At 60.4% G+C, this 26,644-nt stretch carries 24 protein-coding genes; 21 read left to right on the top strand and 3 right to left on the bottom strand.

From position 1 onward, the window contains the following. Nucleotides 1-10 precede the first annotated feature (10 nt). Nucleotides 11-2,299, bottom strand: a complete 2,289-nt coding sequence (locus ACYJRZ_RS07220) for an NADP-dependent malic enzyme (protein WP_459457512.1) — start codon at nucleotides 2,297-2,299, stop codon at nucleotides 11-13. Nucleotides 2,300-2,495: 196 nt separating this feature from the next. Between ACYJRZ_RS07220 and mutS the strand changes: the two genes are divergently transcribed. The 20 genes from mutS (at nucleotide 2,496) to trmB (ending at nucleotide 24,423) form a co-directional block, all read left to right on the top strand. Beyond that, nucleotides 2,496-5,153, top strand: coding sequence for a DNA mismatch repair protein MutS (gene mutS, locus ACYJRZ_RS07225; RefSeq protein WP_459458677.1), 2,658 nt, complete (start codon nucleotides 2,496-2,498; stop codon nucleotides 5,151-5,153). 25 nt (nucleotides 5,154-5,178) lie between these two features. Then, nucleotides 5,179-5,475 carry a hypothetical protein gene (locus ACYJRZ_RS07230; protein WP_459457514.1) on the top strand — a complete coding sequence of 99 codons (297 nt, stop codon included), beginning with the start codon at nucleotides 5,179-5,181 and terminating at the stop codon, nucleotides 5,473-5,475. A gap of 158 nt (nucleotides 5,476-5,633) precedes the next feature. Continuing rightward, nucleotides 5,634-8,549 carry a [protein-PII] uridylyltransferase gene (locus ACYJRZ_RS07235; protein ID WP_459457516.1) on the top strand — a complete coding sequence of 972 codons (2,916 nt, stop codon included), beginning with the start codon at nucleotides 5,634-5,636 and terminating at the stop codon, nucleotides 8,547-8,549. Further along, a complete protein-coding gene (gene murJ, locus ACYJRZ_RS07240) occupies nucleotides 8,546-10,147 on the top strand; it encodes a murein biosynthesis integral membrane protein MurJ (protein ID WP_459457518.1) in 1,602 nt (533 codons plus the stop codon). The genes ACYJRZ_RS07235 and murJ overlap by 4 nt, the downstream gene beginning before the upstream one ends. A gap of 115 nt (nucleotides 10,148-10,262) precedes the next feature. Continuing rightward, nucleotides 10,263-10,655, top strand: coding sequence for a VOC family protein (locus tag ACYJRZ_RS07245; protein ID WP_459457520.1), 393 nt, complete (start codon nucleotides 10,263-10,265; stop codon nucleotides 10,653-10,655). Between the two features lie 223 nt (nucleotides 10,656-10,878). Beyond that, nucleotides 10,879-11,943 (top strand): tryptophan--tRNA ligase, encoded by a 1,065-nt coding sequence (trpS, locus tag ACYJRZ_RS07250; protein WP_459457522.1) that lies wholly within the window; start codon nucleotides 10,879-10,881, stop codon nucleotides 11,941-11,943. Nucleotides 11,944-12,015: 72 nt separating this feature from the next. After that, the gene (locus tag ACYJRZ_RS07255; RefSeq protein WP_459457524.1) at nucleotides 12,016-12,507 is read left to right on the top strand and encodes a universal stress protein; all 492 of its coding nucleotides are present in this window, start codon (nucleotides 12,016-12,018) and stop codon (nucleotides 12,505-12,507) included. A gap of 117 nt (nucleotides 12,508-12,624) precedes the next feature. Next, nucleotides 12,625-13,191, top strand: a complete 567-nt coding sequence (locus ACYJRZ_RS07260) for a NifU family protein (protein WP_459457526.1) — start codon at nucleotides 12,625-12,627, stop codon at nucleotides 13,189-13,191. 26 nt (nucleotides 13,192-13,217) lie between these two features. Next, complete coding sequence (gene tsaB / locus ACYJRZ_RS07265) at nucleotides 13,218-13,874, top strand: tRNA (adenosine(37)-N6)-threonylcarbamoyltransferase complex dimerization subunit type 1 TsaB (RefSeq protein ID WP_459457528.1); 657 nt, start codon at nucleotides 13,218-13,220, stop codon at nucleotides 13,872-13,874. 2 nt (nucleotides 13,875-13,876) lie between these two features. Then, nucleotides 13,877-14,371, top strand: coding sequence for a GNAT family N-acetyltransferase (locus tag ACYJRZ_RS07270; protein ID WP_459457530.1), 495 nt, complete (start codon nucleotides 13,877-13,879; stop codon nucleotides 14,369-14,371). Between the two features lie 120 nt (nucleotides 14,372-14,491). Beyond that, nucleotides 14,492-14,920, top strand: a complete 429-nt coding sequence (locus ACYJRZ_RS07275) for a Fur family transcriptional regulator (protein WP_459457532.1) — start codon at nucleotides 14,492-14,494, stop codon at nucleotides 14,918-14,920. A gap of 30 nt (nucleotides 14,921-14,950) precedes the next feature. Then, a complete protein-coding gene (olsA, locus tag ACYJRZ_RS07280; RefSeq protein ID WP_459457534.1) occupies nucleotides 14,951-15,748 on the top strand; it encodes a lyso-ornithine lipid O-acyltransferase in 798 nt (265 codons plus the stop codon). Nucleotides 15,749-15,809: 61 nt separating this feature from the next. Then, the gene (miaB, locus tag ACYJRZ_RS07285) at nucleotides 15,810-17,222 is read left to right on the top strand and encodes a tRNA (N6-isopentenyl adenosine(37)-C2)-methylthiotransferase MiaB (RefSeq protein ID WP_459457536.1); all 1,413 of its coding nucleotides are present in this window, start codon (nucleotides 15,810-15,812) and stop codon (nucleotides 17,220-17,222) included. Between the two features lie 30 nt (nucleotides 17,223-17,252). Then, the gene (locus tag ACYJRZ_RS07290; protein ID WP_459457538.1) at nucleotides 17,253-18,305 is read left to right on the top strand and encodes a PhoH family protein; all 1,053 of its coding nucleotides are present in this window, start codon (nucleotides 17,253-17,255) and stop codon (nucleotides 18,303-18,305) included. A gap of 18 nt (nucleotides 18,306-18,323) precedes the next feature. Next, nucleotides 18,324-18,830 carry an rRNA maturation RNase YbeY gene (gene ybeY / locus ACYJRZ_RS07295; protein ID WP_459457540.1) on the top strand — a complete coding sequence of 169 codons (507 nt, stop codon included), beginning with the start codon at nucleotides 18,324-18,326 and terminating at the stop codon, nucleotides 18,828-18,830. A gap of 25 nt (nucleotides 18,831-18,855) precedes the next feature. After that, on the top strand, nucleotides 18,856-20,028 hold the full coding sequence (locus tag ACYJRZ_RS07300; protein WP_459457542.1) for a hemolysin family protein: 1,173 nt from the start codon (nucleotides 18,856-18,858) through the stop codon (nucleotides 20,026-20,028). A gap of 78 nt (nucleotides 20,029-20,106) precedes the next feature. Beyond that, nucleotides 20,107-21,708, top strand: a complete 1,602-nt coding sequence (lnt, locus tag ACYJRZ_RS07305; protein ID WP_459457544.1) for an apolipoprotein N-acyltransferase — start codon at nucleotides 20,107-20,109, stop codon at nucleotides 21,706-21,708. 151 nt (nucleotides 21,709-21,859) lie between these two features. Then, nucleotides 21,860-22,279 carry a helix-turn-helix domain-containing protein gene (locus tag ACYJRZ_RS07310; RefSeq protein ID WP_047628819.1) on the top strand — a complete coding sequence of 140 codons (420 nt, stop codon included), beginning with the start codon at nucleotides 21,860-21,862 and terminating at the stop codon, nucleotides 22,277-22,279. A gap of 192 nt (nucleotides 22,280-22,471) precedes the next feature. Next, nucleotides 22,472-23,725, top strand: coding sequence for a methionine adenosyltransferase (metK, locus tag ACYJRZ_RS07315; protein WP_459457546.1), 1,254 nt, complete (start codon nucleotides 22,472-22,474; stop codon nucleotides 23,723-23,725). Continuing rightward, nucleotides 23,722-24,423 carry a tRNA (guanine(46)-N(7))-methyltransferase TrmB gene (gene trmB / locus ACYJRZ_RS07320; protein WP_459457548.1) on the top strand — a complete coding sequence of 234 codons (702 nt, stop codon included), beginning with the start codon at nucleotides 23,722-23,724 and terminating at the stop codon, nucleotides 24,421-24,423. The genes metK and trmB overlap by 4 nt, the downstream gene beginning before the upstream one ends. Before the next feature lie 162 nt (nucleotides 24,424-24,585). Here the strand turns inward: trmB and ACYJRZ_RS07325 are convergent, their stop codons facing one another. Together ACYJRZ_RS07325 and ACYJRZ_RS07330 are read right to left on the bottom strand one after the other, a co-directional pair. Continuing rightward, complete coding sequence (locus ACYJRZ_RS07325; RefSeq protein ID WP_015338639.1) at nucleotides 24,586-24,843, bottom strand: BQ00720 family protein; 258 nt, start codon at nucleotides 24,841-24,843, stop codon at nucleotides 24,586-24,588. A gap of 158 nt (nucleotides 24,844-25,001) precedes the next feature. Continuing rightward, nucleotides 25,002-25,433 (bottom strand): Hsp20 family protein, encoded by a 432-nt coding sequence (locus tag ACYJRZ_RS07330; protein WP_459457551.1) that lies wholly within the window; start codon nucleotides 25,431-25,433, stop codon nucleotides 25,002-25,004. Between the two features lie 230 nt (nucleotides 25,434-25,663). On the opposite strand from ACYJRZ_RS07330, the gene ACYJRZ_RS07335 reads away from it, so the two are divergent. Continuing rightward, nucleotides 25,664-26,608 carry a nucleoside hydrolase gene (locus tag ACYJRZ_RS07335; RefSeq protein WP_459457552.1) on the top strand — a complete coding sequence of 315 codons (945 nt, stop codon included), beginning with the start codon at nucleotides 25,664-25,666 and terminating at the stop codon, nucleotides 26,606-26,608. Nucleotides 26,609-26,644 lie beyond the last annotated feature (36 nt).

A 26,644-nucleotide genomic window follows, 5' to 3' on the forward strand; every position in this document is an offset into this window, starting at 1 on the left:
GAGAGGGCGCCTATGATCCCGCACCATACGCCGCGATGGCGGCCATATTGACGATGTCGGAATCCTTTGCACCCATCGACGTGATCTGTACGGGCTTATCTAGGCCGACGAGCAACGGCCCGATGACCGTCGAGCCACCGAGTTCCTGCAGCATCTTGGTGGAAATCGCGGCAGAGTGGAAAGCGGGCATGACAAGCACGTTTGCCGGTCCGGAAAGCCGCGAGAAGGGATAGAGGCTTTCCATGAGCTTACGGTCCAGCGCCACGTCCGCCGCCATTTCCCCGTCGAATTCAAAATTGACATAGCGCTTGTCGAGAATATCAACCGCTTCACGCACCCGCTCGGAGCGTTCGCCCGGGGGGTGGCCGAAGGTGGAATAAGCGAGCATGGCGACGCGAGGCTCATAGCCCATGCGACGGGCAAATCCGGCAGCTTCCTCGGCGATATCGGCCAATTCTTCGGAAGTCGGCATGTCGTGGACGGCGGTATCGGCAACGAAGACGGTTCGGCCGCGGGCAAGCACGATCGATATGCCGATGACCCGGTGTCCCGGCTTGGCGTCGATGCAGCGGCGCACATCGCCGAGTGCGGTCGAATAGTTGCGTGTCACGCCCGTCACCATGCCGTCTGCATCGCCCAGTGCGACCATGCAGGCGGCAAAGTGATTGCGGTCATTGTGGATCAGGCGGGTGACGTCACGATGCAGGTAGCCCTGGCGCTGCAGCCGGGCATAGAGATAATCGATATAGGCATCGCCGCGCTTCGAGATGCGGGCATTGACGATCTCGAGGCCTGGACGGTTGAGATCGATGCCGGCGCGTTCGGCGGTCGCCTGGATCAGATCCTCGCGGCCGAGAAGGACGGCGGTGCCGAGCCCCTGATTGGCGTAGGAGAGGGCGGCGCGCATGACCTGCTCTTCTTCCGCTTCGGCAAAGACGATGCGCTTCTGGTGCCGGCGGACACGCTCGTAGAGCTGCGCCAGTGTTGAAGCAATCGGATCGCGCCGGGCAGAGAGTTCGCGCGCATAGGCAGCCATGTCGGCTATTTCGCGGCGCGAGACGCCGCTCTCGATCGCGGCTTTTGCGACAGCCACCGGGATTGCCGAGATGAGCCTCGGGTCGAAGGGCACGGGAATGATATATTGTGCACCGAAGCGCGGCCGCGCGCCTTGATAGGCGGCAACGACATCATCGGGCACGTCTTCGCGCGCAAGGCTTGCCAGTGCGTTGACGGCTGCGATCTTCATCTCGTCATTGATGGTCGTGGCGCGCACGTCGAGCGCGCCGCGGAAGATATAGGGGAAGCCGAGGACATTGTTGACCTGGTTCGGATAGTCCGAGCGCCCCGTCGCCATGATGGCGTCATCGCGGATGCGAGCGACTTCCTCCGGCGTGATTTCCGGATCGGGGTTGGCCATGGCGAAGATAATTGGCCGGTCGGCCATGGAGCGGATCATCTCTTCGGAGAAGGCACCCTTCTGCGACAGGCCGAATACGACGTCGGCGCCCTTCATCGCTTCCGCCAGAGTGCGCTTGTCGGTCTTGACCGCATGTGCCGACTTCCACTGGTTCATGCCTTCGCTGCGGCCCTGATAGATCACGCCTTTCGTGTCGCAAAGGGTGACGTTCTCCGGATTGAAGCCCATCGACTTGATCAGCTCGATGCAGGCGATGGCGGCCGCACCCGCGCCGTTGCAGACGAGCTTGGTGGTCTTCAGGTCGCGCCCTGTCAGCTCGAGCGCATTGATGAGGCCAGCGGCGGCGATGATGGCGGTGCCGTGCTGGTCGTCATGGAATACGGGGATATCCATGAGCTCACGCAGCCGCTGCTCGATGATGAAGCAGTCCGGTGCCTTGATGTCTTCCAGATTGATGCCGCCGAAGGAGGGCCCGAGATAGCGCACGCAATTGATGAATTCGTCGACATTCTCGGTGTCGATCTCGAGATCGATCGAATCGACGTCGGCGAAGCGCTTGAAGAGGACCGATTTGCCTTCCATGACCGGTTTAGAGGCGAGCGCGCCGAGATTGCCGAGGCCCAGGATGGCCGTGCCGTTGGAAATGACGGCGACCATATTGCCACGCGAGGTATAGTCGTAGGCGGTGGCCGGATCGGCGGCGATCGCCTTCACAGGGACAGCGACCCCGGGCGAATAGGCAAGGGAGAGATCGCGCTGAGTCGCCATCGGCTTGGTCGGGTTGATCTCAAGCTTGCCGGGGCGGCCGTTCTTGTGGAAGTCCAGTGCTTCCTGATCGGTGATCCCCGTTCCCGGACGCGACTTGCTCTTGCTGTCAGCCATTGTTCCTCCAAACCTCCTGTGGGCGACCGGTCCCTCTTGTCCGATAGCTGTTGTCTTCTATAGCGGCGCGCGGATAGGGTGGCACCTCATTTTTTGGAAAAACTGCACCTCCGTGAACGAACGTATTAACGCCAGCATCGATGCTTTCTCGGCCGCCGAGCTTGCCTCGGAGGAAAGCCGTGCTTCGGCCACTCCGATGATGGAGCAATATATCGAGATCAAGGCGAACAATCCCGGTTCGCTGTTATTCTACCGCATGGGCGACTTCTACGAGCTCTTCTTCGAAGACGCTGTCGATGCGTCGCGTGCGCTTGGGATTACGCTGACGAAGCGCGGCCAGCACATGGGGCAAGATATCCCGATGTGCGGCGTGCCCGTTCATGCCGCCGATGATTATCTGCAGAAACTGATCGGTCTCGGCTTTCGCGTTGCTGTCTGCGAGCAGGTGGAAGATCCGGCCGAAGCCAAGAAGCGCGGCGGCAAATCGGTGGTACGCCGCGATGTCGTGCGGCTGGTGACGCCGGGCACCATCACCGAGGAAAAGCTGCTTTCTCCCTCGGAATCCAATTACCTCATGGCGCTCACCCGCATCCGCGGCGGCGCCGAACCGCAGCTGGCGCTTGCCTGGATCGATATTTCGACGGGCGTCTTTCGCCTCGCGGAGACGGAAGCCTCAAGGCTGCTGGCCGATATCCTGCGCATCGATCCGAGAGAACTCATCCTGCCGGATACGATGTTCCACGATCCGGAGTTGAGGCCGGTTTTCGATATCCTCGGCCGGACCGCCGTTCCGCAGCCGGCGGTGCTCTTCGACAGCGCCAGCGCCGAGGGACGGATCACCCGTTACTTCGGCGTGTCGACACTCGATGGTTTCGGCACGTTCAGCCGCGCCGAATTGGCTGCGGCCGCGGCTGCCATCGCCTATGTCGAAAAGACCCAGCTCGCCGAGCGGCCCCCGCTGGGGCTGCCGGAGCGCGAAAGCGGCGCCTCGACACTTTTCATCGATCCCGCCACCCGTGCCAATCTCGAGCTGGTGCGCACGCTCTCAGGCGATCGCAATGGTTCGCTGCTAAAGGCAATCGATCGTACCGTGACCGGTGGGGGTGCCCGCCTTCTCGCCGAGCGGCTGATGTCGCCGCTGACCGATCCTCAGCGCATCAATGAGCGTCTGGATTCGATCGGCTTTTTGACCGAGGAGCCGTCGCTCTGCAGCGATTTGCGTTCGGCATTGAAGCATGTGCCTGACATGCCGCGTGCATTGTCACGCCTCGCACTCGATCGCGGCGGCCCGCGCGATCTCTGGGCGATCCGACAGGGGCTGGCCGCTGCGGCCGACGTTGCCCGCATGCTCGGAACTGCACTTCTGCCGGAAGAGCTGCAGGCTGCATTGACCGGGCTCGTTGCCTTGCCCGCCGACCTTGAGGCGATGCTCGCCGCGACACTTGCCGACGAGCTGCCCCTGCTGAAGCGTGACGGCGGTTTCCTGCGGGAAGGGGCGAATGCCGAGCTCGACGAAGTGCGGGCATTGCGCGATCAGTCGCGCCGCGTCATCGCTGGCCTGCAGCTGCAATATGCCGAGGAGACCGGCATCAAGTCGCTGAAGATCAAGCACAATAATGTGCTCGGCTATTTTATCGAGGTCACGGCCGGCAATGCCGGTCCGATGACAGACACGAGTGAAGCTAAGGCGCGCTTCATCCACCGCCAGACCATGGCGAATGCCATGCGCTTCACCACAACAGAACTTGCCGATCTCGAAAGCCGCATCGCCAATGCTGCCGACAAGGCGCTGGCGATCGAGCTCGAGGCCTTCGACCGCATGGTCGCAGCCGTGGTGGCCGCTGCCGAGGCGATCAAGGCTGGCGCCCGCGCGCTATCGGTGATCGATGTTGCGGCCGGCCTTGCGCTTCTTGCCGAAGAGCAGGCTTATTGCCGGCCCGTGGTCGATGGCAGCCGAATGTTTGCCATCGAAGGCGGTCGCCATCCGGTGGTCGAACAGGCGCTGCGTCGCCAGGCCGGCGGTCCGTTCGTTGCCAACAATTGCGATCTTTCGCCGAAATCCGACGGCAAGGATGGCGCCATCTGGCTCCTGACCGGTCCGAACATGGGTGGTAAGTCCACCTTCCTGCGCCAGAATGCTTTGATCGCCATTCTCGCGCAAATGGGTTCCTTCGTGCCCGCCGCTTCGGCCCATATCGGCATCGTCGATCGCCTCTTCTCGCGCGTCGGCGCTTCCGACGATCTGGCCCGTGGCCGCTCGACCTTCATGGTCGAGATGGTCGAGACGGCGGCGATCCTCAACCAGGCGACAGAACGTTCCCTGGTCATCCTCGACGAGATCGGCCGCGGCACCGCGACCTTCGACGGACTTTCCATCGCCTGGGCCGCCGTCGAGCATCTGCATGAGGCCAACCGATGCCGCGGCCTCTTCGCCACGCATTTCCATGAGCTGACCGTGCTCTCGGAGAAGCTCGGCCGGCTTTCCAATGCCACCATGCGCGTCAAGGAATGGGATGGCGACGTCATCTTCCTGCATGAGGTCGGACCGGGAGCCGCCGATCGTTCCTACGGCATTCAGGTGGCGCGTCTCGCCGGCCTGCCGGCTTCCGTGGTGGCGCGCGCCCGCGACGTCCTGACGCGGCTTGAAGATGCCGATCGCAAGAATCCCGCAAGCCAGCTCATCGATGATCTGCCTCTCTTCCAAGTGGCCGTCCGCCGGGAAGAGGCCGGTGGCCGGCGCGAGCCGTCCAAGGTCGAGGAGCGGCTGAAAACACTGGATCTGGACGATCTGACGCCACGAGCCGCGCTGGATGTGCTCTATGAACTGAAGAAAATGCTTACCAAGACCAGTTGACCGCAGGCGATATTCCAAAGGCAATATGATGTATCTCGAAGTTCTTCTCGCCGAAGTCCGCACTCTGGGTGAGCGCTTCTCTCCGATCGCCGCGCGCGGCAAGATCTGCGGCGAGGGCGAAGCCCCGGATTGTGAATCCGATCGAGGCCTGCTCGATATTACGCTGTCCTGCAGCCGCATTTCCGACATTTGCTCGAAGATCGCCAAGGCAGGTTATTGGGAATGCGAGCGCGAAATGGTGACGCAGATCGGCGCCCAGTCGCGAAACATATTGTATAGCTTGAACGAGCTCAGGCGGGCGCTCGAGCCGGCAAGGCCCTAAAACCGCCGGTTTCTACGTCGATTGCCGTCACGCTTCGTCAACTTTGGCTCGATAGAAATCTTGAGAATCGCCGATTCGGGATGGTCGGCGCTGGCTGGTTTCGAGAGGTTCGGGCGTAGAATGCCTGTGTCAATCGCCGGGCAAAGAGGCTATAGCGCATGCAGACGAAAAGACAGGCGCGCCGGCAACGGGCCGCGGTCCGCGAAGAGAAAGCCGATCGGCAGAGCATGGAAACGCATCATATCGATTTTTCGACAATTCTCGATGTATCTGCGCTGAAGGCGGAGTGCGAGGCCCTTGCCAAACGCGGCCTGGATAAGAATGAAGAGCGCTCGGCGCTGCTGGCGCTGTTGAAAAAGGCAAGCCTGGATGGACGGGAGGAAGCACGGCGATTGCTGATCGCCGACGGCAGCGGGCTCAATTGCGCGCACCGGATTTCCTGGCTGCAGGACCAGATCATCACCATCCTTTACGATTTTACCGTCCGTCACGTCTATCCGAAACAGGCTGGCGCCTTTTCCGTCACCGCCGTCGGCGGTTATGGCCGCGATACGCTGGCGCCGGGCTCCGATATCGATCTTCTCTTCCTCTTCCAGCCGAAGCCGGAGAGCGAGACGCACAAGGCGGTCGAATTCATCCTCTATATGCTTTGGGACATGGGCTTCAAAGTCGGCCATGCCACGCGCACGGTCGAGGAATGCATCCGCGAGGCCAAGTCTGATATGACGGTGCGCACCGCCATTCTCGAAACCCGCTATATCTGCGGCAACATCGCGTTGGAGCGCGAGCTGCAGGCGCGCTTCGACAAGGAGATTGTCACCAATACCGGCCCGGAATTCATCGCCGCCAAGCTCGCCGAACGTGACGAGCGCCACCGCAAGGCCGGCGACACCCGCTATCTGGTCGAGCCGAACGTCAAGGAAGGCAAGGGTGGCCTGCGCGACCTGCACACGCTGTTCTGGATCTCGAAATATTATTATCACGTCCGCGATCCAGCCGAGCTGGTGAAGCTCGGCGTGCTCTCGAAACAGGAGTACCGCCTCTTCGAAAAGGCCGAGGATTTCCTCTGGGCCGTGCGCTGCCACATGCATTTCCTGACCGGCAAGGCGGAGGAGCGGCTTTCCTTCGATATCCAGCGCGATATCGCCGCAGCCCTCGACTATAAAGCCCGCCCGGGCCTTTCGGCCGTCGAGCGCTTCATGAAGCACTATTTCCTCGTCGCCAAGGATGTCGGCGATCTCACCCGCATCCTCTGTGCGGCATTGGAGGATCAGCAGGCGAAGGCCACTCCGGGGCTCACCGGCGTCATCAGCCGCTTTGCCAATCGCTCGCGCAAGATCCCCGGCACCGTCGAATTCGTTGAGGATCGCGGCCGCATCGCGCTTGCCAATCCCGATGTCTTCAAGCGCGATCCGGTCAGTCTCATCCGGCTGTTCTTCGTTGCCGATATCAATGGGCTGGAATTCCATCCGGACGCGTTGAAGCGCGTCACCCGCTCGCTGAACCTAATCGATAACGATCTGCGCGAGAACGAAGAGGCGAACCGGCTCTTCCTCTCCATCCTCACCTCGAAGCGCGATCCCGCGCTGATCCTGCGCCGCATGAACGAGGCCGGCGTGCTCGGCCGCTTCATTCCGGAATTCGGCAAGATCGTCTCGATGATGCAGTTCAACATGTATCACCACTACACGGTGGACGAGCATCTGATCCGCGCCGTCGAAGTGTTGTCGGAGATCGACAAGGGCAAGGCCGAGGATATTCATCCGCTCACCAACAAGCTGATGCCCAATATCGAGGATCGCGATGCGCTCTATGTCGCCGTTCTGTTGCACGATATTGCCAAGGGCCGTGAGGAGGATCACTCGGAAGCCGGTGCCGCAGTTGCACGCAAGCTTTGCCCGCGCTTCGGCCTTTCGCCGAAGCAGACGGAGCTGGTGGTCTGGCTGATCGCGGAACATCTGACCATGTCGATGGTCGCCCAGACGCGTGACTTGACCGACCGCAAGACCATCATCGATTTCGCCGACCGGGTGCAGTCGCTCGACCGGTTGAAGATGCTGCTGATCCTGACCGTCTGTGACATCCGTGCCGTCGGCCCCGGCGTCTGGAACGGCTGGAAGGGCCAGCTGCTGCGCACGCTCTATTATGAAACCGAGCTGCTGTTGTCAGGCGGGTTCTCCGAAGTGCCGCGCAAGGAACGGGCGGAGGCTGCGGCCGAGGCGCTGGAACAGGCCCTTTCGGATTGGAGCCAGAAGGAGCGCAAGGCCTACGTCAAGCTGCACTATCAGCCCTATCTGCTGTCCGTGCCGCTGGAAGATCAGATCCGCCACACGCAGTTCATGCGTGAATCCGACAAGGCGGGGAAGGTTCTCGCCACCATGGTGCGCACCGACAGCTTCCACGCCATCACCGAGATCACCGTGCTCTCGCCCGACCATCCGCGTCTGTTGACCGTGATCGCCGGCGCCTGTGCCGCGGCCGGGGCCAATATTGCCGATGCGCAGATCTTCACGACATCGGATGGCCGCGCGCTCGACACCATCCATGTCAGCCGCGAATTTCCCGACGACGCGGACGAACTGCGCCGTGCCGCTACCATCGGCAAGATGATCGAGGATGTGCTCGCCGGCCGCAAACGGCTGCCGGAGGTTATCGCGACGCGGACGAAGAACCGCCGCAAGAACAAGGCTTTCGTCATCCCGCCGTCGGTGATCATCACCAACGGCCTCTCCAACAAGTTCACGGTCATCGAAGTCGAATGCCTCGATCGCCCCGGCTTGCTATCGGAAATCACGGCCGTCCTTTCGGACCTGTCGCTCGATATCCAGTCTGCGCGCATCACCACCTTCGGCGAAAAGGTCATCGATACCTTCTATGTCGCCGACCTGGTGGGCCAGAAGATTTCCAACGAGAACAGGCGAGCCTATATCACGGCCCGCCTGAAAGCCGTGATGGCCGGCGAAGAGGATGAAATGCGCGAGCGCATGCCCTCCGGCATCATTGCTCCCGCCGCCACGCGCGGCGTCGCCGTCGAAAAGTCAGACACCGAGAAGAAAGCCGGTTCAGCCGCATGAGCCTAGTCAAGAAATTCATCACGGTCGGTGGCGCGACGCTTGGCAGCCGCATCTTCGGCTTCGCTCGCGAAACGCTGATGGCCGCAGCACTCGGCACGGGGCCGATGGCAGACGTCTTCTATGCGGCCTTCCGCTTTCCGAACCTCTTCCGCCGCCTGTTTGCCGAAGGCGCCTTCAACGCCGCCTTCGTGCCGCTCTTTGCCAAGGAAATCGAGGCGAATGGCATCGACGGCGCCAAGCGTTTTTCTGAAGAGGTGTTCGGCGTTCTCTTTTCGGTCCTGCTGCTGATCACCATCGTCATGGAACTGGCCATGCCGCTCCTGGTGCGTTGGATCATCGCTCCTGGTTTCGCCGACGATGCTGAGAAATTCGACCTGACGGTCCGGTTGGCGGCCGTGATGTTCCCCTATCTCATGTCGATGTCGCTGACGGCGATGATGAGCGGCATGCTGAATTCGCTGCATCATTTCTTCGCCGCGGCCGTGGCTCCGATCTTTCTCAACCTGGTGATGATTAGCGCACTGTTCTACGCGATCTACTTCGGCGCCGATCCGCTGACCACCGCCTGGTACCTGTCCTGGTCGGTGCTGGTGGCAGGCGTGCTGCAACTGGCAGTCGTTTATATCGGCGTGCGTCATGCCGGCATCAGTATCGGCCTGCGCTTTCCGCGCTTCACGCCCAATGTCAAGCGGCTCCTGCTTCTTGCGATCCCGGCAGCCATCACTGGCGGCGTAACCCAGATCAATCTGGTGATCGGCCAGGCGATTGCCTCTGGCAAGGAGGGCGCGATCGCCGCCTTGCAATATGCAGACCGCATCTACCAGTTGCCGCTCGGCGTCGTCGGCGTCGCGGTCGGAATCGTGCTTCTGCCCGAACTGGCGCGTTCGCTGAAGTCGGGCCATATCAAGGAGGCGGCCAATATCCAGAACCGCTCGATTGAATTCGTGCTGTTCCTGACCCTGCCGGCCGCTGTCGCTCTTTGGCTTCTATCCGACGATATCATCCGCGTGCTTTATGAGCGCGGCGCCTTTAACGCGAACAATACAACACTGGTCGGCTCCATCCTCGCCATCTTCGGCCTGGGCCTGCCGGCTTTCGTGCTGATCAAGGCCTTGCAGCCCGGCTTTTATGCCCGCGAAGATACGAAATCACCCATGCGCTATACGGCGGTCGCCGTCTTCGTCAATTCGGCGCTTTCCATCCTGCTTTTCCCGGTGCTGGCCGAGCGCGGCATTGCGCTCGCCGAGGCGGTTGCCGGATGGCTGAACGCCGTGCAGCTCTTCGTTACGCTCTATCGCCGCGGACATCTTGCCTGGGAATGGTCGCTAGCGCGCCGCACCGTCATGCTGCTCGTCTCCTCGGCCATCATGGGGGGCGTTATCGTATATTTGTCTGACCGCTGGGAGCCGCTTCTAGGGGGGAGCTCGTCGCTGCTCACCAAAACCAGCGTCCTGGGCCTGCTGATAGTGATTGCGATGGCGGTGTATTTCATTGTCGCCTTCCTGATCGGCGGCGTGGATTTGGGCATGGTACGCCGCAATTTGAAGCGCAAGCGGGCCGCGACTGCTCCAGATGCCGAGGTGGCGAACGGGGAATAACAAAGGCTCCTTTGCCCGATCGAACGGTGCGAGATTGGATCCGTTTTATAGGTTTTTTATTTCGAGCCGAGAATCGTAGTTAATGCTGCGTGCCAGGAAATAACACGGAGTCCCCATGTCGCAATCCCTCTTCCTCGTTACCCTCGTCATCGATGACTACGACCGCGCCAAAGCCTTCTACTGCGATGCCCTCGGCTTCGAGTGCTTGGCTGACGAGGTGCAGCCGGAGGGCAAGCGCTGGGTTGTCGTCCGGCCGAAAGGCACCGAGGGCGCCGCGCTGTTGCTCGCCCGGGCCGCCGGCGACAGCCAGCGCGCAGCGATCGGCAACCAGACCGGCGGCCGCGTCGGATTCTTCTTAAAGACCGATGATTTCGCCCGCGATCATGCTGCGATGAAGGCAAAGGGTGTGCGTTTTCTGGAGGAGCCTCGCCATGAAGTCTATGGCACCGTGGTAGTCTTTGCCGATCCCTACGGTAACACCTGGGACCTGATCCAGCATTCTTCCTGAGACTGCCCATATAACCTCTTGATCCCAACCTATCCGCCGTGCATAAGCCGCTCGAAACCAAGGGTCGAGCGCGAGCTCACCTAGAGCCGGATGATTTTCGGTCGCTTTGACCGAAAATCATCCGGCTCTAAAATCTAAAGAAATAGAGCATGATGTCGTCCGAAAACCGCATACACTTTTCGGCATCATGCTCTGGGCCCTCCACAAGCCTTTTGAGGACGACATGACCGAATTCAAGCCGCTCGTATTCTCCGGCGTTCAGCCCACCGGCAATCTCCACCTCGGCAACTATCTCGGCGCAATCCGCAAGTTCGTGGCGCTGCAGGCCAACAACGACTGCATCTACTGCGTGGTCGACATGCATGCGTTGACGGCGCAGCTCGTCCATGAGGACATGCCGAACCAGACGCGTTCGATCACCGCGGCCTTCCTCGCCGCAGGCATCGACCCGGAAAAGCACATCGTCTTCAATCAGTCTGCCGTGCCCGGCCATGCCGAGCTTGCCTGGATCTTCAACTGCGTCGCCCGTATCGGCTGGATGAACCGCATGACGCAGTTCAAGGACAAGGCCGGCAAGGATCGCGAACAGGCTTCGCTCGGGCTTTACGCCTATCCGAGCTTGATGGCTGCCGACATTCTGCTCTATCGCGCCACCCATGTTCCCGTCGGTGACGATCAGAAGCAGCATCTGGAGCTGACCCGCGACATCGCCATGAAGTTCAATCTGGACTACATGGAGCATATCCGCCGCACGGGTTACGGCATCGACATCACCGTCGGCGACGAGCCGGTGCATGCCTATTTCCCGATGGTCGATCCGCTGATCGATGGCCCGGCGCCGCGCGTCATGTCGCTACGCGATGGCACGAAGAAGATGTCGAAATCCGACGCATCGGACCTCTCGCGCATCAATCTACTCGACGACGAGGAAAACATCTCGAAGAAGATTCGCAAAGCCAAGACCGATCCGGATGGTTTGCCGAGCGAAACCGCCGGTCTTGCCGGCCGTCCCGAGGCTGACAATCTGGTGGGCATCTACGCGGCCCTTGCCGACAAGTCGAAGGCCGAGGTTCTTTCCGAATTCGGCGGCCAGCAATTCTCGGTCTTCAAGCCGGCGCTGGTCGATCTGGCCGTGCATGTGCTCTCGCCGATCACCATAGAAATGCGCCGCCTGATGGCCGATCCCGGCCATATCGACGCCGTTCTGCGTGATGGCAGCGCCCGTGCCCGCGCCCGCGCCGACGTGACCATGAAGCAGGTCCGCGATATCATCGGCTTTCTCTACTGATATCACCATGCAAGCCTTCCGCCTAAAATCGGGGGCTTGCAAAACGTCGCCTCCGGGTGTCAGAATCGCTGCATGGTTTCAAAACGTCTCTCACGGCTCGAAGGTCATCGCCGCAAGTTCATGGCGGTTATCGACGGCACACCAGAATGCCAGCGCGCTGTCCATTATGCCGGCCGGCGTGCCAAGAATTCCAATGGCGGCCTCGTCTTGCTCTATGTGATCCCCGAAGGCGATTTCCAGCAATGGCTAGGGGTCGAGGAGATCATGCGGGCGGAGGCGCGCGAGGAGGCCGAAGCCGCAACCGCAAAGGCGGCGCAGGCCGTGCGCGAGAATGTCGGGATCGACGCTGAAATCGTCATTCGCGAAGGATCGGCCGCCGAGCAGATCAATGCCGTGATTGAAGAGGATCGGGATATCGCGCTCCTCGTGCTTGCGGCGGGTTCTGCCAAGGAAGGCCCCGGTCCGCTGGTTTCGTCGATCGCCGGTCGCGCAGCCGCTTTTCCGATCCCGGTGACGGTGCTTCCGGATACGCTGAGCAACGAGGAAATCGACGCGTTGAGCTGATGGACAGAGGCCATTTCTTGAGAAACATTCTCTTGAATAGAACGGGCAAAAGGCCTATCTTCTTTTGAAATATTCTAAAGTCGGGACTGGGTTTTCGCCCGCCGCATGGAGATCAAGATGTTCATTCAGACCGAAGCGACGCCGAACCCCGCGACCCTCAAGTTCCTGCCGGGCAAAGTGGTGATGGAAAACGGTACGGCCGAGTTCCGCAGCGCCGAGGAAGCTGAAGCTTCGCCGCTCGCTGCGCGCCTTTTCGAAGTCCCGGGCGTAACCGGCGTCTATTTCGGCTACGACTTCATCTCCGTTTCCAAGGAGAGCCAGGAATGGCAGCATTTGAAGCCCGCCATCCTCGGTTCGATCATGGAGCACTTCATGTCTGGCAAGCCGGTCATGGGCTCTTCTTCGGTTTCCTCGGAAGTGCAGGATGCCGGCGGCGAATTCTTCGATGAGGGCGATGAATCGATCGTGCTCACCATCAAGGAACTGCTGGATACCCGTGTTCGTCCGGCTGTTGCCCAGGATGGCGGCGATATCACCTTCCGCGGTTTCCGCGACGGCAAGGTCTACCTCAACATGAAGGGTTCCTGCGCCGGTTGCCCGTCCTCCACGGCGACGCTGAAGCATGGCGTGCAGAACCTGCTGCGCCATTTCGTGCCCGAAGTTCAGGAAGTCGAAGCCGTTTAATACTAAGGCTTTTCGGAAAATTTGACATGATCGTACTGGCGCTCGACACGGCAGGTGTGGATTGCGCTGCCGCTGTGTATGATAGCGGCAGTGATTCTGTGATGGGGGAGGTCACGGAAACGATCGGACGGGGGCATGCCGAGCATCTGATGCACGTTGTTGACGAGGCGCTGGCAAAAGCCGGTGTGGCGCTTTCGGCCATTGAGCGTGTTGTCGTGACCGTCGGTCCCGGTTCTTTCACCGGCATTCGCATCGGCGTTGCAGCCGCGCGCGGTTTTGCACTTTCCCTTAATGCTCCAGCGGTTGGCGTCACGACCCTCGAGGTCATGGCCGCGACTGCCAGAGCGCAGAATCCGGGCAAGTCGGTTCTGGCTGCCATCGATGCCAAGCGCGAGGAGATTTATCTCCAGAGCTTCGCTGCCGATGGCAACCCGCTGGACGAGGCTCGAGCCGTGACGATCGATGAAGCGCGGGCAATCGCCGGCGCATTCGATGGCATCGTCACCGGAACGGCCGTCGCACGGTTGAGCGACGCGCCGCCTGCGGAGCGGCCAGACGCATTTCCGATAGCCATCGTCGCCCGGCTGGGCGCTGGCAAGCCTGCTGGCGAAAAGCCGAAGCCGCTTTATCTTCGCGGACCCGATGCCAGACCGCAGGCCGGATACGCAGTTGCCAGGCAATAGACATGCTCGAATCTTATCTCACCTTGAAAGCCGAATACGAAATTGTCCCGATGGAACTGAAGGACTGCGCCGAAGTAGCACTCCTGCACGGCGAACGCTTCCCGCGGGTTTGGGACGAGACTGAATTTCAGAGCCTCCTCGGACAGGAAACCACCTTCGGCTTCGTTGCCCGCCAGACCAATGCCATCCTCAAAAAGGCGCTTCCCGGCTTCGTGCTGGCCCGGCATGTGGCGGGCGAGGGCGAAATCCTGACGATCGCGGTTAACGCTAAGCTCGCACGCTCCGGCCTTGGCTGGCGCCTCATGCAGGCGGCTTTGCGAGAAACCCGCAATCGCGGCGGCGAAACGATGTTTCTCGAAGTCGATGGCAGCAATCAGCCGGCCCTCGGCCTCTACCGCAAGCTCGGTTTCGAAACGGTCGGTGAGCGAAAGGCCTATTATGCCGGCGAAAACGGCCAGAAGTCGACGGCGCTTGTCATGCGCCGCGTTCTTCGCTAGAGCACTTTGCAGCCAGGTAGCATCACCTGGCGTCGCACAAATGCGGCAAAACAAGTAAATAGAGCGGCAATTCGGCGCTCTATCTCTTGTCACAGTCAAACAGACCGAAGACAGCAATCGATGGATGATGCCGTAAAATCCCTGGAGGAGCTTTGCGCCGAGCGCGGCATGCGCATGACGGACCAGCGCCGGATTATTGCGCGCATCATCGAGAGTTCCGAAGATCATCCGGATGTTGAAGAGCTCTATCGGCGTTCTGTGCAGGTGGATGCGAAAATCTCGATTTCCACGGTCTATCGCACGGTAAAGCTTTTCGAGGATGCAGGCCTTCTTGCCCGCCACGATTTTCGCGACGGACGTTCCCGCTACGAAACAGTGCCGGAGGAGCATCACGATCACCTGATCGACCTGAAGAGCGGCCAGGTGATTGAATTCCACTCGCCGGAGATCGAGGCTCTGCAGGAGCGCATCGCCCGCGAACATGGCTTCAAACTCGTCGACCACCGGCTGGAGCTTTACGGCATCCCGCTGAAGAAGGACGAAGGTTGACGTGAAGGCTTTCATGCAGGAGCGAGCGATTTGACGACCTGGCTGCGCATCGGCTGTGCCGCCGTGGTCATCTGCGTTGTTAGCGCGGTGATGCTGCCGTTGCAGATCCTCTGCCTGCGCTTTGACTGGAAGCTCCGGCGCTATCTGCCGCGCTACTGGCATCGCGTCGTCTGCTATTGGCTTGGTGTGCGCATTCATGTGATCGGCAAGATGGAGACGAGCCGGCCCTTGATGCTTGCGGCCAATCACTCATCCTGGCTGGATATTCTCGTTCTATCGGCAGTCGCCGATGTTGCCTTTATCGCCAAATCGGAAGTTCGGGATTGGCCGATCTTTGGTCAATTCGCCCAGTGGCAGAAGAGCGTCTTCGTCGAGCGCGAGCAGAAGCGCAAGACGGGCGATCAGGTGAACGAGATCGCCGACCGCATGGCCGATGGCGAGATCATGGTGCTTTTCCCCGAAGGCACGACTTCGGATGGCAATCGCCTGCTCGAAGTCAAATCCTCGCTGTTCGGCGCCGCTGCCGCTGCCTTGCCGAAGGCGCCGGATGCAGTCGTGCATGTCCAGCCGGTTGCGGTCGCCTATACCCGTGTCCATGGAACACCGATGGGCCGCTATTATCGTCCGCTGACGGCATGGCCTGGTGATATCGAGCTTGTGCCGCACCTGAAGGGCATCATCCAGTGCGGTGCCATCGATGTCGACGTCTGTTTCGGCGAGGCGGTGGATTATCGCGCCGGCACCAATCGCAAGGAAGTCAGCGCCACTATCGCCAGGCGCATCCGCAATATGCTTGCCAGCCGCCTGCTCGGGCGCGAGATCGCCTGATTTCCAGGTGATTCCAACTTTTTCATTTTCTCCGAAAGCAAAAGCCACTACATAGCGGCGCATGACTAAGGATAGCCTGACCCTCGACGCCCCGGCGACCGACGCTCTTCAGCTCGGCCCCCGCGATGGCTCCAATAGCCGCAAGGTCTTCATCAAGACCTACGGCTGCCAGATGAACGTCTATGATTCCACGCGGATGAGTGATGCGCTCTCCCGCGACGGCTACGAGCCGACCGAGGACATGGAAGAGGCCGATCTCGTCCTTTTGAACACCTGCCATATCCGCGAGAAGGCGGCCGAAAAGGTCTATTCCGCACTCGGCCGTCTGCGCGAGATGAAGAAGCGCAAGGCCGCCGACGGCCGCGAGATGATGATCGGCGTTACCGGCTGCGTTGCCCAAGCTGAAGGCGAGGAAATCCTGCGGCGCGCACCGGCCGTCGATGTCGTCATCGGCCCGCAGACCTATCATCGCCTGCCGGATGCGCTTCGCCGCGCCAAGGAAGGCCAGCGCGTCGTCGATACGGAATATGCGATCGAGGACAAGTTCGAGCATCTGCCGATCGCAGAGAAGACGAAGATCCGCGCCCGCGGCGTCACCGCCTTTTTGACGGTGCAGGAAGGCTGTGACAAGTTCTGCACCTTCTGCGTCGTGCCCTATACCCGCGGCTCCGAAGTCTCGCGCCCGGTCGCCCAGATCGTCGAGGAAGCCGAGAAGCTTGTGGATGGCGGCGTGCGCGAGATCACGCTGCTCGGCCAGAACGTCAACGCATGGCACGGCGCCGGCCCGAAGGGCGAAGCCTGGAGCCTCGGCGATCTCCTTTATCGCCTAGCGGAAATTCCCGGCCTCGCCCGACTGCGCTATACGACCAGTCACCCCCGCGACATGGACGACCGCCTTATCGGTGCCCATCGCGACCTGCGCACGCTGATGCCTTATCTGCATCTGCCCGTTCAGGCCGGCTCGGATCGCATCCTGAAAGCTATGAATCGGCGGCATACGGCCGCGGAATACCTTGCCCTCATCGAGAAGATCCGTACTGCGCGCCCGGATATTGCCCTTTCGGGCGATTTCATCGTCGGCTTCCCGGGGGAGACAGACCGGGATTTTGAGGATACACTGAGGCTTATTGAGGAGGTGAATTATGCCCAGGCCTTCTCGTTCAAATATTCCACGCGGCCGGGCACGCCCGGTGCGGAGCTGAAGGATCAAGTGCCCGAAGAGGTCAAGACCGAGCGGCTGGAGCGATTGCAGGCATTGTTGCTGCGGCAGCAGCATGCGTTTGCCGAGGCTTGCGTGGGCAAAACAGTGGATATCCTCCTGGAAAAGCCAGGCCGGATGCCGGGCCAGTTGATTGGACGCTCTCCCTGGCTGCAATCTGTGAATGTTGATGCAAAAGCATCGCAAATCGGTGACATTATTAACGTACGAATCACCGGGACCAGCACCAACAGCCTTTTTGCTGAATTGCTCTAGGTTCCGGACGGACCAAAGGAGCCGCACCGCTTGAACGGACAGGAATTGGTTTCTTCTTCATCGCGCCAGCCCCGCATCGCGAGCGACGCCAATCACTTCACCCTGACGTTCGAGAATAATCGGTTCGCCAGTGAGCTTTTCGGGCAGTTCGACCAGAATTTGAAGCTGCTTGAGGAGCGCCTCGGTATCGATGCTCGCGCCCGCGGCAACTCCGTCGTCATCACCGGCGATGTGCTGGCCACCAATCAGGCGCGCCGCACGCTCGATTACCTCTATGACAAGCTGCAAAAAGGCGGCAATGTAGAGCGTTCCGACGTGGAAGGGGCAATCCGCATGGCGGTTGCCGCCGACGACCAATTGACGCTGCCGACCATGGAGAGAAAAGCCAAGTTGACGATGGCGCAGATCTCGACGCGCAAGAAGACGATCATCGCGCGCACGCCGACGCAGGATGCCTATATGCGGGCGCTGGAGCGCTCCGAACTCGTGCTCGGTGTCGGCCCGGCCGGTACGGGCAAGACTTACCTCGCTGTAGCACACGCCGCCCAGCTTCTGGAGCGGGGTGCCGTGGAAAAAATTATCCTGTCGCGCCCTGCCGTCGAAGCCGGCGAGCGTCTGGGCTTCCTGCCCGGCGACATGAAGGAAAAGGTCGATCCTTATCTTCGCCCGCTCTATGACGCGCTTTACGACATGATGCCCGGCGATAAGGTCGAACGCGCCATCACCGCAGGCGTCATCGAGATCGCGCCGCTTGCCTTCATGCGTGGCCGTACGCTCTCCAACGCCGCCGTCATCCTCGACGAGGCACAGAACACGACATCCATGCAGATGAAGATGTTCCTGACCCGCCTGGGCGAAAATTCACGGATGATCGTGACGGGCGATCCAAGCCAGATCGACTTGCCGCGCGGCGTCAAGTCCGGCCTGGTGGAGGCGCTCGAGCTGCTGAACGGCGTCGAGGGCATCACCATCGTCCGCTTCAAGGATACGGACGTTGTTCGTCATCCGCTGGTGGCACGTATCGTCCGGGCCTACGATTCCACCTATGCCGCCAAGGCAGAGGAAAGCGATCCGCAGATCTGATCTGCGGCACGAAAGCTCATGGCCGAACTCGATATACAGATCAGCGTGGAGGAGGGCGATTGGCCCTCCGAAGACATATTGCAGTCGCTTGCCGAGCGCGTGCTGGGCGAAGCTGCGAATTATCTCAGGAAACACGAGAAGCAGCCATTTCCAAAGACTGCGCCGGAATTGTCGCTGGTCTTTACCGACGATGCCTCGATTCGCGAGATCAATGCGGAGTGGCGCTCCCAGGACAAGGCGACGAACGTTCTTTCCTTTCCGGCTTTTCCGCTTGAACCCGGCGGCAAGCCCGGTCCGATGCTTGGCGATATCATCATCGCCAGGGAAACGGTGGAGCGTGAGGCGGTCGATCTCGAAAAGAGTTTTGACGACCATCTGACGCATTTGATGGTGCATGGTTTCTTGCATCTCTTCGGCTACGACCATATGAATAATAGCGAAGCCGAAAGAATGGAGGGGCTGGAGACTCGCATTTTGGCTAGTCTTGGCCTATCTGATCCCTATGCGGGACAAGACCCCATTTGATTTGAACCCTGTCTGACCAGGAACAATGAGCGACTTTACGACGAGATCGGCCCCCGAGGCCAAAGACGGAGCCGATGCCGCCTCCTCCGATGAGGTAGGCAGTAGTAGCAACGGCAAGCGATCCCACTCTTCATTCTGGGCACGTGCTGCGCGCATTCTGCGCCCGACACAGGACGCCGCCCGCTTGCGCGAGGACCTCGCCGACGCGCTGATGACCAACGCCGCCGGTGATGACGCCTTCTCCGCAGATGAGCGGGCGATGCTGCATAATATCCTGCGCTTCCGCGAGGTGCGCGTCGAGGATGTGATGGTGCCGCGTGCCGACATCGAGGCCGTGGATCAGAACATCACCATCGGCGAGCTGATGATTCTGTTCGAGGAGAGCGGCCGGTCCCGTATGCCCGTTTATGCCGACACGCTGGATGATCCGCGCGGCATGGTGCACATCCGCGACTTGCTGTCCTATGTCGCCAAGCAGGCCCGCAACAAGCGTCGCGGCGGCAGCACAAAGACGGCCGCGGCAACAACCGCTGCGCCGGCGACTGAAAAGCCGGCACGCTCGGCCAAGCCGAATTTCGATCTCTCGCGCGTCGATCTGCAGAAGACGCTGGCGGACGCCGGCATCATCCGTAAGATCCTCTTCGTTCCTCCTTCGATGCTAGCCTCCGACCTGCTACGTCGCATGCAGGTCAACCGCACGCAGATGGCCCTCGTCATCGACGAATATGGCGGCACGGATGGTTTGGCATCGCATGAAGACATCGTCGAAATGGTGGTTGGCGATATTGACGATGAGCATGATGATGAAGAGGTGATGTTCAAGCGCGTCTCCGAGGACGTCTTCGTGGCCGACGCCCGTGTCGAGCTCGAGGAGATCGCGGCCGCGATCGGTCCGGATTTCGACATCGCCGAACAGGTGGACGAGGTGGACACGCTTGGTGGCCTGATCTTCTCCGCGCTCGGACGCATTCCCGTGCGTGGCGAGGTGGTTCAGGCGCTTCCAGGCTTTGAGTTTCATATTCTCGATGCCGATCCGCGCCGTATCAAGCGGGTGCGTATCACGCGTAAGCGCCATGCAGTCCGCCGCCGACCGACCGTCAAGCTGGAAGGTGAGGCAGGTACGCCGGAGCGCGATTTGCCGGCACCGGAAGCGATCGCCGAGGAAACGCCGATCGAGCGCAACGCCGCCAGTCAATAAATGGCGCGGAAGCGGGACAAATCGCTGCATTTTTGAAAGACTGCGCCCAATTGATTCGCGATTGGACGGAGCTGGCGCATGGAGTGGCTTTCGGGCAGGGTGATCCTCGTCTGGGGTTTCAAACGTGCGTTGCTTACGATTCTAGCCGGAGCTGTCGGCGTGCTGGCATTGCCGCCCTTCGGCTTCTTCGCGGCGATGTTCGCCTCGTTCACACTGCTCGTCTGGCTGCTGGATGGCGTTGCCGCCGGGCCGGATAGCGGCCTGCTCGGGCGCCTGTGGCCCGCCTTCTTCACCGGCTGGCTTTTCGGCTTCGGTTATTTTGTCGCCGGTCTCTGGTGGCTCGGCCATGCGCTGCTGATCGATGCCGACGAGTTCGCCTGGGCCTTGCCGCTCGCGATCCTCGGTCTTCCCGCCTTCCTCGCTGTCTTCTACGGTGTCGCGACCATGCTGGCCCGCATCCTGTGGTCCGATGGCTTGGGACGCATCGCTGCGCTTGCCTTCAGCTTCGGCATCCTCGAATGGCTGCGCAGTTTCCTTTTTACCGGCTTTCCCTGGAATGCCATCGGCTATGGCGCCATGCCAATTCCGCTGATGATGCAGTCAGCGCATGTGATTGGGGTGCTCGGGGTCACCGTGCTTGCCGTTTTCGTCTTCGCGGCGCCGGCATTGCTCGGCACGCGCCAGGGCCGGGTGCCGGGGCTCGGCCTTGCCGTTCTCATAGCTGTCGCTCATTTCGGCTATGGTTATTATGCTCTGAGCCAGCCGGAAGCACCGCTGGCAGGTACCAAGACGGTGCCTGTCGTGCGCATAGTCCAGCCCTCCATAGACCAGGAGGCCAAGATGGACACCGCCTCCGATCGCGCCGCCATCTTCGATAAACACCTGGCGCTCTCGGTCCAGCCGCCTGCCAATGGTGGCAAGCGGCCTGACATCATCGTTTGGCCGGAAACGGCAGTGCCGTTCATCCTCACCGACAATCGCGATGCGCTCGCCCGTATCGCGGACCAGCTCGATGACGATCAGATCCTGATCACCGGCGCCGTCCGCGTCGAAGACATGGGGCCGGGCGTAGAGCCGCGCTACTACAATTCCATCTACGTCATCGATGGGCGAGGCCAGATCATCGGTGCATCCGACAAGACTCATCTGGTCCCCTTCGGCGAATACGTCCCCTTCGAACATATTCTCGGCTATCTCGGCATCGAAAATGTCATCGAACTGCCGGGAGGGTTTTCAGCGGCTACCAAACGGGAATTGTTGAGCATGCCGGATGGTCTGAAATTCTATCCGCTGATCTGCTACGAGATCATTTTTCCGAACGAGATGACGCCGGAGATCAGGCAGGCCAACGCCATCCTTAATGTCACGAATGACGGCTGGTTCGGCGATACGCCAGGCCCGTACCAGCATTTTCTGCAGGCAAGAGTGAGAGCGGTGGAACAGGGATTGCCGCTGATTCGGAGCGCCAATACTGGTATTTCAGCATTTGTTGATGCACACGGACGTCTGCTTTCCGGTATCGATTATAACCAGCAAGGCTTTATTGATGCTACTCTGGGTGGCGCAACCGTTTCGCGCATCGACGATAAGGCCAGAAAAACATACTTTTGGTTGATCATCGCTGCGGCCGGATTGATAGCTGCGATTTCGCGCATGGGTTTTATTTTTAGGGTGAATTGACCAAAAAACCCTAAAATTGCATAGTGCTAGACATCCGCCTTTTGAACGTAGACTGGAGGCCTTGGGGGCGTCGGCTGCAACGTGGCGTTATAGGGGTGGAGAAGGGTACCGGGTGGCAGGTCCTGAATTCAACCTATGTTAGGGTAAAATGATGATTGAGAATAAAAAGAAGCCGAACCCCATCGACATTCATGTCGGTAGCCGCATACGCCTCCGCCGCACGATGCTTGGCATGAGCCAGGAGAAGCTCGGCGAAAGCCTCGGAATTACGTTTCAGCAGATCCAGAAATACGAAAAAGGCACCAATCGCGTTGGCGCCAGCCGCCTCCAGAACATCTCCAGTATCCTCAATGTCCCGGTGTCCTTCTTTTTCGAGGATGCGCCGGGCGAACATTCGGCCGCAGCGGGTGGCATGGCCGAAGCATCCAGCTCCAATTACGTCGTCGACTTTCTGTCCTCGTCCGAAGGGTTGCAGCTTAACCGCGCCTTCGTGAAGATTTCCGATGGCAAGGTCCGCCGCAAGGTTGTCGAGCTGGTCAAGGCGCTCGCGGCCGAGGCCGACGCCGAGTAAGTGGTATTTCGAAAGCAAGCGAAGATCGAGAAAGTCGGGAGGCGGCCGTTTTGGCCGCCTTTTCCCTATTTAAGGCAAAATTTTATCACTTTGGCTGGGATATAAAGATATATTTATGTCCTTGTGCGACTTGTTTTTCGAGCCGGAGACGAATATCAAAAGCAGAGATTTGTTCTTTGAGGGGAATCCCGTATGCGCGCGAATTATCTGTTTACGAGTGAGTCTGTTGCCGAAGGTCACCCGGATAAAGTTTGTGACCGCATTTCCGATGAAATCGTCGATCTGGTTTACCGCGAGGCTACAAAGACCGGCGTGAACCCTTGGAGCGTGCGCATCGCATGTGAAACCCTTGCCACCACCAACCGGGTCGTCATCGCCGGTGAGGTTCGCCTTCCGCCGAGCCTGATGAAGAAGGACAAGGACGGCAACGACGTCATCAACCCTTCGAAGTTCAAGGCTGCCGCTCGCCGCGCCATCAAGGATATCGGCTACGAGCAGGACGGGTTCCATTGGAAGAAGGCCCGCATCGACGTGCTGCTGCACTCGCAGTCCGCCGATATCGCCCAGGGCGTCGACAATGCCGCCGACCAGCAGGGTGACGAAGGTGCGGGCGACCAGGGCATCATGTTCGGTTACGCCTGCAAGGAAACGCCCGACCTCATGCCGGCGCCGATCTACTATTCCCACAAGATCCTGCAGCTGCTCGCCGCCGCCCGCAAGAAGGGCGATGGTGAAGTTGCCAAGCTCGGCCCGGACGCCAAGAGCCAGGTGACGGTTCGCTATGTCGACGGCAAGCCCTCCGAAGTGACCTCGATCGTGCTGTCTACCCAGCATCTCGACGACAGCTGGGATTCGAAGAAGGTACGTGCCGTCGTCGAACCCTATATCCGCGAGGCGCTCGGCGACCTGAAGATTGCCTCCGATTGCAAGTGGTACATCAATCCCACGGGCAAGTTCGTCATCGGCGGCCCGGACGGCGATGCCGGCCTCACCGGCCGCAAGATCATCGTCGACACCTATGGCGGTGCAGCCCCGCATGGCGGCGGTGCCTTCTCGGGCAAGGACACGACCAAGGTTGACCGTTCCGCTGCCTATGCCGCCCGCTATCTGGCCAAGAACGTCGTTGCCGCCGGTCTTTCCGATCGCTGCACGATCCAGCTCTCATACGCCATCGGCGTTGCCCAACCGCTGTCGATCTATGTCGACCTGCACGGCACGGGCAAGGGTGTTACCGAAGATCAAGTCGAAGCGGCCATCCGCAAGAACATGGACCTCTCGCCAACGGGCATTCGCCGCCACCTCGATCTCAACAAGCCGATCTATGCCAAGACTTCGGCTTATGGTCACTTCGGCCGCAAGGCCGGCCGTGACGGTTCCTTCTCCTGGGAGCGTACGGACCTGGTGAAGGCCCTCAAGGAAGCCGTAAAGCTCCGGGAAGCCGCATGACCGATACTGAGCGCCGGTCGCGGGCGACGGAAGCATTCTTCGGCCGCCGCAAGGGTAAAGCCTTGCGCGGCCAGCAGGCCGAAAAGCTGGAAGCATTGCTGCCGCAGTTCATCCTCGATCTTTCCGCCCCGGCGCCGCAGCCGCTGAACGATCTCTTCCCGGTGCCGACCGAGCGTCTGCGCCTTGAGATCGGTTTCGGCGGTGGAGAACATCTGATTCACCGGGCGCTGGAGCAGCCGCAGACCGGCTTCATCGGCGTAGAACCTTTCGTCAATTCGATGCAGAAGCTGCTTGCTAGCGTCGACGACGGTGGCGCGCGCAATATCCGTGTCTATAATGATGACGCGACGCAGGTGCTGGATTGGCTGCCCGACGCCTGCCTGGACCAGATCGACCTGCTCTATCCCGATCCTTGGCCGAAGAAGAAGCACTGGAAGCGTCGTTTCGTTTCGCAGGTCAACCTTGCCCGCTTCCACCGCGTCCTGAAGCCCGGCGCGCGCTTCTGCTTCGCCTCCGATATCGACACCTACGTCAATTGGACGCTGCAGCATTGCCAGGCGCATGGCGGCTTCGAGTGGACCGCGCAGAATGCCACCGACTGGCTGACGCCCTATGAGGGCTGGCCGAGCACGCGCTACGAGGCAAAGGCCCGCCGCGAAGGGCGCTCATCGGCCTATCTGACCTTCAAGAAAGTCTGATTGCCCCAATGACGGGCGAGGATTTCAGATTGAGATATTCGTGCTATCCCGTTTGACGACCGCCGCTTGGGCGGTCTGGATCATGCGCGCGCGTCGCCGCGTGGGGCCGGTTCGATGCGGTCCTTGCGGACGGTGACGCTCACCGTCAGACGACGCTCATGGTCAGTGCAGGCTGACCGTCTTCAATTCGTCTTCGGCAGCACGATAGAAGGTGCTGGAGCGATTGTCCGTCAAAAGGATCGGGGTGCCGTCGGCGCCGAAAAGCGCCCAGAGATCGACATCCGGATCAATATCCGGCGCTTCCGGGAAGCAGCGGGATACTTCGGACCAATCCATTTTTCTGATGTAGGCGACCTCACCGGTGCCGATATTGGCAAGCTCGGATGGGGTCAGGCGGGCGGTGGCTTCTTTCAACAACATGCTCGTACCTCCAGTATGAGGGACCAACGGCTCCAGAGCATGATGACCAAAAGTGCGAGCGGCTTTCGGATGACGTCGTGCTCTAGTTCTTTGATTCTAGAGCCGATTCGGACTTCAGCTTGATTCGGCCTGAAATCAACCGGCTCTAGGCCGTTGTTCTACTGTGAGACCGAAATGTTAATTTTCTTTACCACGCGGGCAGGTTCCGGCCGGATGAGATCGACGGAGAGCAGACCGTTCTTCAATGTGGCGCCGAGCACCTGCATGCCGTCGGCAAGAACGAATACGCGCTGGAACTGTCGGGCTGCGATGCCCCGATAGAGATAGTCGCGCTCGTCTTGTTCCGTCTGGCGTCCGCGGATCAGCAGCTGGTTCTCTTCCGTGGTGACGTCAAGCTCGTCCTCGGAAAAGCCGGCGACCGCCAGCGTGATGCGGAGACGTTCCGGCTCGCCCGACAGGCGGTCCGCACGCATGCGTTCGATATTGTAGGGAGGGTAACCGTCGCTGACCTTGGAAATCCGCTCAAGCGTCTTTTCCATAGTATCAAAGCCCAGAAGCAGCGGGCTGGCAAAGGGAGTCGTCCGGCTCATCGTCTCAAAGTCCTTGGGTGTCAAGCGACCGTTCCGGACCTGATATTCAGCACCCGGCTGTCCCTAATATGGGAGTACGCGCCTTCGAGTGCAAGCCATGAGGTCTTCGCATTTGCGAGATCGAAATCCACGGTGAAAATCGTTTCGTGACATGACGAGCGAGCGCTTGACAAAGCCGGACCGGACCCGCGACAAAGCCTCTCGATCTGCACCGGAGGAAAGTTGAAGACATGACCGAACCTAGAAAAATCATCATCGATACCGACCCCGGTCAGGACGACGCTGCGGCGATCTTTCTCGCCTTCGGCAGCCGCGAGGAGATCGAGGTGCTCGGCATCACGACGGTTGCCGGCAACGTGCCGCTGCGGCTGACCAGCCGCAACGCCCGCATCGTCTGCGAGCTCTGCAATCGCCGCGACGTCAAGGTGTTTGCAGGCGCCGATGCGCCGCTCAAGCGCAAGTTGGTCACTGCCGAACATGTGCATGGCAAGACTGGACTCGACGGTCCCGAACTCTCCGAGCCGACGATGGAACTGCAGCCCGGCCACGCCGTCGATTTCATCATCGACACGCTGCGCAAGGAGCCGGAGGGCACCGTGACCCTCTGCACGCTCGGCCCGCTGACCAATATCGCAATGGCTTTCCAGAAGGCACCCGACATCGTCGGCCGCGTGCGCGAGCTCGTGATGATGGGCGGCGGCTTCTTCGAGGGCGGCAACATCACGCCGGCGGCGGAGTTCAACATCTATGTCGATCCCGAAGCGGCAGACGTGGTGTTCCGTTCCGGCGTTCCCATCGTCATGATGCCGCTCGACGTCACGCATAAGCTGCTGACACGCAGCGATCGTGTCGAGCGCATCGCCGCCGTCGGCACGCCGCCGGCCAAGGCCATGGTCGAAATGCTGCAGTTCTTCGAGCGTTTTGATATTGAGAAATATGGTTCGGACGGCGGTCCGCTGCATGACCCGACCGTCATCGCCTACCTTCTGAAGCCCGAGCTCTTCAAGGGCCGCGAATGCAACGTGGAAATAGAAGTGACATCGGAACTGACCGTCGGCATGACCGTGGTCGACTGGTGGCATGTCACCGATCGCAAGCGGAATGCCAAGGTCATGCGCGATGTCGATGCCGATGGCTTCTTCGCGCTGCTGACGGAACGGTTTGCCCGCATCTGATCAAGATTCACGCAAAAGGCCGCCGGAGCGATCCGG

This window comes from Rhizobium sp. No.120 (assembly GCF_054558365.1).